The organism is Desulfobacter sp. UBA2225 (genome assembly GCF_002348205.1).
GTDB classification, from domain to species: Bacteria; Desulfobacterota; Desulfobacteria; order Desulfobacterales; family Desulfobacteraceae; genus Desulfobacter; species Desulfobacter postgatei.
In genome coordinates, this window is record NZ_DDYV01000123.1 from 1 (window position 1) to 5,763 (window position 5,763).

7 protein-coding genes are annotated in these 5,763 nt (G+C 48.8%); all 7 read left to right on the forward strand.

Features of this window, described 5'->3' with window-relative positions:
* Nucleotides 1-641, forward strand: a 641-nt coding sequence (locus B3D59_RS06570; protein ID WP_286818525.1) for a sugar phosphate isomerase/epimerase family protein, incomplete at its 5' end; no start/stop codon positions are given.
* Between the two features lie 129 nt (nt 642-770).
* A complete protein-coding gene (xseA, locus tag B3D59_RS06575) occupies nt 771-2,123 on the forward strand; it encodes an exodeoxyribonuclease VII large subunit (RefSeq protein WP_286818527.1) in 1,353 nt (450 codons plus the stop codon).
* On the forward strand, nt 2,104-2,331 hold the full coding sequence (xseB, locus tag B3D59_RS06580; protein ID WP_040016443.1) for an exodeoxyribonuclease VII small subunit: 228 nt from the start codon (nt 2,104-2,106) through the stop codon (nt 2,329-2,331). The genes xseA and xseB overlap by 20 nt, the downstream gene beginning before the upstream one ends.
* Nucleotides 2,328-3,269 (forward strand): polyprenyl synthetase family protein, encoded by a 942-nt coding sequence (locus tag B3D59_RS06585; protein ID WP_286818528.1) that lies wholly within the window; start codon nt 2,328-2,330, stop codon nt 3,267-3,269. Before xseB ends, B3D59_RS06585 begins: the two co-directional genes overlap by 4 nt.
* Nucleotides 3,270-3,291: 22 nt before the next feature.
* Nucleotides 3,292-5,169 carry a 1-deoxy-D-xylulose-5-phosphate synthase gene (gene dxs / locus B3D59_RS06590; protein ID WP_286818529.1) on the forward strand — a complete coding sequence of 626 codons (1,878 nt, stop codon included), beginning with the start codon at nt 3,292-3,294 and terminating at the stop codon, nt 5,167-5,169.
* The gene (locus B3D59_RS06595) at nt 5,159-5,533 is read left to right on the forward strand and encodes a TlyA family RNA methyltransferase (RefSeq protein WP_286818530.1); all 375 of its coding nucleotides are present in this window, start codon (nt 5,159-5,161) and stop codon (nt 5,531-5,533) included. The genes dxs and B3D59_RS06595 overlap by 11 nt, the downstream gene beginning before the upstream one ends.
* A 1-nt stretch (nt 5,534) precedes the next feature.
* The coding region (locus B3D59_RS06600; protein WP_349676873.1) for an SAM-dependent methyltransferase at nt 5,535-5,763 on the forward strand (229 nt) is incomplete at its 3' end.

The following is a 5,763-nucleotide window of genomic DNA, read 5'->3' on the forward strand; positions in this document are numbered from 1 at the left end:
AACGACTTAAAGCCCTTCTGGATACCTACGAACTTGGTATCATCGGCCACACAGATCCCTGCCTTCCCTGGGCATACCCGGTGTCTGTGATCAGGGATGCCTGTTTAAAGGAACTTGAGCGGTGCGCACGGATATTTTCCGGTTTAGGTGCAAGGGTAATGAACATCCACCCCTGCTATTTTTGCCCGCCTGCCATGAGAGATCAATTGGTCTCATTCCAGATAGAGGCGTTACCGCCCATTGTTGAAATGGCCGCAACCTATGGGCTTACCCTGGCATTTGAAAACTATAAAGCGCCCTTTGACCGGGTGTCGGTTTTTAAAGAAATGATCGCCCGGGTATCCGGCCTGAAGCTGCATCTGGACTTTGGACACACCAACTTCGGCAAGGATGGGCATCAGATCTTCTGCAAAGAGCTCGGGGAGCACCTTGTGCATGTTCACTTTTCCGACAACCGGTCACGAAACGACGATCACCTCCCGTTGGGCGTAGGCACCATAGACTGGCAACAGGCGGTGGATTGCTTAAAATCAATCCCATACGACAACACCATCACCCTGGAAGTTTTCTGTAATGATCCACAGATGCAGATTGCCTATCTGGACCTGAGCCGAAATATGGTACGCAGTTTGTGGGATTAATTTTCCAAATCTTTGACGGGTCGACGTCGCTGTCTTTCATGGTTTTGCGCTTATTGACTTTTATAAATGATTTATTTTATAAGTACGAACTTTGCGCACAAGCCGTATACGCCTCGGATAAGGAAAGGAATGGCAACACAGGATAATCATAAGGTTTTCACCGTAGGCACGCTGACAAGGCAGATAAAAAATCTGCTTGAGGAGCAGTATCCTTTTTTATGGATCATCGGTGAGATCTCAAATTTTTCAACGCCGGCTTCAGGCCATTCCTATTTTTCATTAAAAGACGAAGCTGCAGTAATTTCCTGCGTGATTTTTAAGGGACAGAACCGCCATTTAAAATTCACCCCTGAAAACGGGATGAAAGTCAAAGGCATGGCGCGCCTCTCCCTTTACGAGCCCCGTGGCTCCTACCAACTCATTTTTGAGCACATGGAAGCCGAAGGCACAGGTGCGCTTCAGCAAGACTTTGAACAGCTTAAAGCTAAACTGGCGGCCATGGGCTGGTTTGATACTGCCCACAAAAAGCAAATCCCTTTTTTGCCGTCAGGCATCCATGTGATTACCTCGGGCACGGGTGCTGCGGTGCGTGACATTATCCAGGTGGCCAAACAACGCTGTCCCAGCGTTCCCCTTGAAATCATTCCCGTCAAGGTACAAGGCGACACCGCAGAATTTGAGATTGCCCATGCCATTGAACTTGCAAATAGTGTCAAAACCTGTGACCTCATTATCATTGCCAGGGGCGGCGGGTCCTTGGAAGATTTGTGGGCATTTAACACCCAGACCGTGGCCAAGGCTGTTTACGAATCTGAAATCCCCGTCATTTCGGGTGTTGGGCATGAAATTGATTTCACCATTGCAGACTTTGTAGCCGATCTTCGGGCCCCTACCCCATCGGCTGCTGCCCAGATGGCCTTGCCTGACCAGGCTGCTATTGTTCATCAAATCCTTGGATTACAAAATGATTTAAACAATAAGATTGATCGTCGCATTCTTCAACTGCGTGAGTATATAAACGATTTACACACCCGACTTAAAAGTCCGGCCAGGATTGTGGATGATTTCAGGTTCCGAATCGAAGATTTGCAATCCAGGGCTTTATCTTTGGTCAAAAATCATATTAATTACCAGCGAGAAAGAACTAAATGGCTTAAAAGAGCGCTTTCAGGCACCCTGCCCTTGTCGCGCACCCAGGGATTTCAAAAGGATGTCAAGGATCTTCAGCAAAGTCTGAATTATCTTTTTTATGCTTACCTGAAACAATGCAAAGCCCAGGTAAATCAACAAAGTGGCAAACTTGAGACCTTACATCCGTCAGCGGTGTTGAACCGCGGTTACAGCATCACCCGCAGTATGTCAAATGGTCATGTTGTGATGGATGCGGATACGCTTAATACGAACGATGGAATTGAAATTATTTTATCTAAAGGACGCCTGGATGCCCGGGTGGAAAAAATATATGGCAAAGAAAACCTTTGAATCAGCATTAAAACAGCTTGAAATCATTGTCAAAGAAATGGAATCCGGTGATTTGACATTGGAAAAGGCAGTCAAAAAATATGAAGAAGGGATTGCCAATAGCCGTTTCTGCCTTGAAATTTTAGATAAAACCGAACAGAAAATTACCCAATTGACCATGGATGCTGACGGCAAGCCCGATGTATCGGATTTTAAGGAAGACCTATGAAGACCTTTGATCTTTCCGGATATTTGTCCCGGAACCGAAAACTGGTTGATGACGCACTGACAACCGTTTTTGATGAATTTGACAGACAACGCGAGCTTGTCCAGGCCATGACGCACTCTTTAATGGCCGGCGGCAAACGGGTACGCCCTGCCCTTGCGCTGGCAACTGCCGATGCATTAGGTGCAGATCCGCTTATTGCCCTGCCCGCTTCCTGTGCCATTGAAATGATCCATACCTATTCCCTGATCCATGATGATCTGCCGGGCATGGATGATGATGATCTGCGCAGAGGCGTTCCTACCTGCCATAAACAATTTTCCGAAGCCACTGCCATTCTGGCCGGAGACGGGCTTTTAACCCATGCATTTCATATCCTTGCAGCGCCTATGACCTGTTTCAAGGTTTTCCCCGATGCCGAAACCCGGTTGATTCTGGTGGAAAAAATATCTGCAGCTGCCGGTGTTAACGGCATGGTGGAAGGCCAGATGCTTGATATGCAGGCTGAAAAGAATCCGGAAAATTTGCCTTCAGACAGCTCCGGTGCCCTGACCCATTTAAAAAAAATTCACCGGCATAAAACCGGGGCCATGATAGAGGTCAGTGTCGCATCAGGGGCTATCAGTGCCGGGGCTGATCAAGATGCCTTAAACGCCCTTGGCACATATGCCCAAAATATCGGGTTGGCCTTCCAGGTCATGGACGACATCCTGAATGTGATAGGCGATCCCAAAATCATGGGTAAAGCTGCGGGTACCGATGCGCTGCACGATAAAATGACTTTTCCTGCCATCCTTGGCCTCGAAGAATCCAAAGCCTTTTCAAGGCAGCTTGTAGCCGATGCCCTGGAAGCTTTAGACAGTTACGGGGAAAAAGAATTCAAGAAGAACAGCGAGCCTTTGCGCGCCATTGCCGCTTACATTATCAACCGGAACCGATGAGAGTAATAATAAGAGGTATACGTTGAAATATCTTGACCAAATAAACTGCCCTGATGATCTAAAACGAATTCCAAGGGATAAACTCGGTGCTGTTGCCCGGGAGATCCGCGGCAGAATTATTGAGGTGGTATCAAAAAACGGCGGACATCTGGCATCAAGCTTAGGGGTCGTAGAACTGACCATTGCCCTGCATTACGTATTTGATTTACCCAAGGATACCCTGATCTGGGATGTAGGCCACCAGTCCTATGCGCACAAGCTTTTAACCGGGCGCCACCGCAGCTTTGACACCCTTCGAAAATATAAGGGAATTTCAGGATTTGTTAAAATCAAAGAAAGTCCCTATGACGCATTCACTGTAGGACACGCCTCCACGTCAATTTCTGCAGGGCTTGGCATGTGTTATGCCAAGGCGCTCAAGAAGGACAAATCCAATGTGGTCTCAATCATTGGTGACGGTTCCATGACCGCAGGGCTTGCCTATGAAGGGTTGAACCATGCAGGCGATCTCCAGCAGAAATACATCGTTATACTAAATGATAACGACATGTCCATCTCCGCCAATGTCGGCGCTTTGTCTTCCTACCTGTCCCGGACCTTTTCGCATAAGGCTCTGCAGAATATGCGTAACCAGTTTGGGCAGTTTTTAAAATCCGTGCCCAAAATCGGGGATGACATGTATGGATGGGCCAAAAGATGGGAGGAGTCTTTTAAGACCTTTGTGACACCGGGCATGCTGTTCGAAGCCTTTAATTTTGATTACTTCGGACCCATTGACGGCCATAATTTGGATCATCTCATTGATATTTTGTCAAATATTAAAGATCCTGATTCGCCGGTGCTGCTCCATGTCACCACGAAAAAGGGAAAAGGGTATGCGCCTGCTGAAAAAAATCCGGTTTATTTTCATGGCGTTGGTGCTTTTGCTATAGATACCGGAAAATGCCCGGCGTCAAAAAATGCCGCACCCTCTTACACGTCGGTGTTTGGTAAATGTATGATTGAGCTTGCAAAACAAAACCCCTGCATTGTGGCGGTGACGGCTGCCATGCCCGAAGGCACGGGATTAAAGCAATTTGCCGAACAATTTGCCGACAGGTTTATTGATGTCGGCATTGCCGAACAGCATGCGGTTACCTTTGCCGCAGGCCTTGCCGCTAAGGGCGCAAAACCCGTTGTGGCCATATATTCCACCTTTTTGCAGCGCGGCTATGACCAGATTCTTCATGATGTCTGTATTGACAGCCATCCAGTAATTTTTGCCATAGACCGTGGCGGCATTGTGGGAGAAGACGGGCCCACCCACCACGGGCTGTTTGATTTCTCCTATCTTCGGTCCATTCCCAATATGACCGTTATGGCGCCCATGGATGAAAATGAATTGGTGCGAATGATGCAAACGGCTGTGGCCCACCAGGGTCCCATTGCCCTGCGTTATCCCCGGGGGGCAGGCCAGGGTGTTGACGTTGATTACAATGCCAAAGCCGTTGATATTGGAAAAGCAAAGGTGCTTCGCACAGGCGACGATCTTTTAATTATCGGTATTGGCCGCTGCGTGAATGATGCCATGGATGCAGCAGAACTATTATCGGCCCAAGGCATTGAAAGTACCGTGGTCAATGCCCGGTTTGTAAAGCCTTTGGATGCGGACTTGATCCTTGATCTTGCAGGGAAAATCAAAAATGTAGTGACCATTGAAGAAAATGTGCTGGCAGGCGGTTTCGGGTCAGCCATTCTTGAACTGATCTGTGATAACGGACTGTCAGGTTGCCGTGTGAACCGGGTGGGCGTTAATGATGTTTTTATTGAACACGGCAGCCAAAATGAGCTTCGAAAAGATTACGGCATTGATGCCCGGGCGGTTGTGGCAGCAGGATTAAAGTTGTGCGGTGAAAAATAAAATCGTCAGAAAACGCCTGGATCAGGCCCTGGTTGACCAGGGCCTGGTGCGCTCAAGGGAACGGGCCAAAGCCATGATCATGGCCGGAAAGGTTCTGATAAACGGTATAAGAGCAGACAAACCCGGCACCCAGGTGAAGCACGATGCACGCCTTGAGGTCAACACCCCGGATCATCCTTATGTCAGCCGGGGCGGCCTTAAACTTGAAAAAGCGCTTCAAAGTTTTGCCGTATCTGTTCAGGATGCGGTTTGTCTTGATATCGGCGCCTCCACAGGCGGATTCACCGACTGCCTGCTCAAGCACGGCGCGCGCCATGTCATCGCCGTTGACGTCGGCTACGGCCAGCTGGCCTGGNNCCGTTGATGTGGGCTATGGGCAGCTTGACTGGTCCCTTCGCCGGGATGACAGGGTCGTGGTGATAGAACGGACCAATATCCGTCACCTCCCCTATGAAACCATCGGTCAACCCATGGATGCGGTGGTGGCGGACACCTCTTTTATCTCTTTGAAAACCGTTATCCCGGCAGCGGAAAAATTTATGCGAAACGGCACGAATATCCTGGCCCTTATCAAACCGCAGTTTGAGGCGGGAA

Bases quoted from the DNA above. Each gene is read 5' to 3' on its own strand.
- xseA (WP_286818527.1), top strand. From the start codon at position 771: ATGGCAACACAGGATAATCATAAGGTTTTCACCGTAGGCACGCTGACA.
- xseB (WP_040016443.1), top strand. From the start codon at position 2,104: ATGGCAAAGAAAACCTTTGAATCAGCATTAAAACAGCTTGAAATCATT.
- B3D59_RS06585 (WP_286818528.1), top strand. From the start codon at position 2,328: ATGAAGACCTTTGATCTTTCCGGATATTTGTCCCGGAACCGAAAACTG.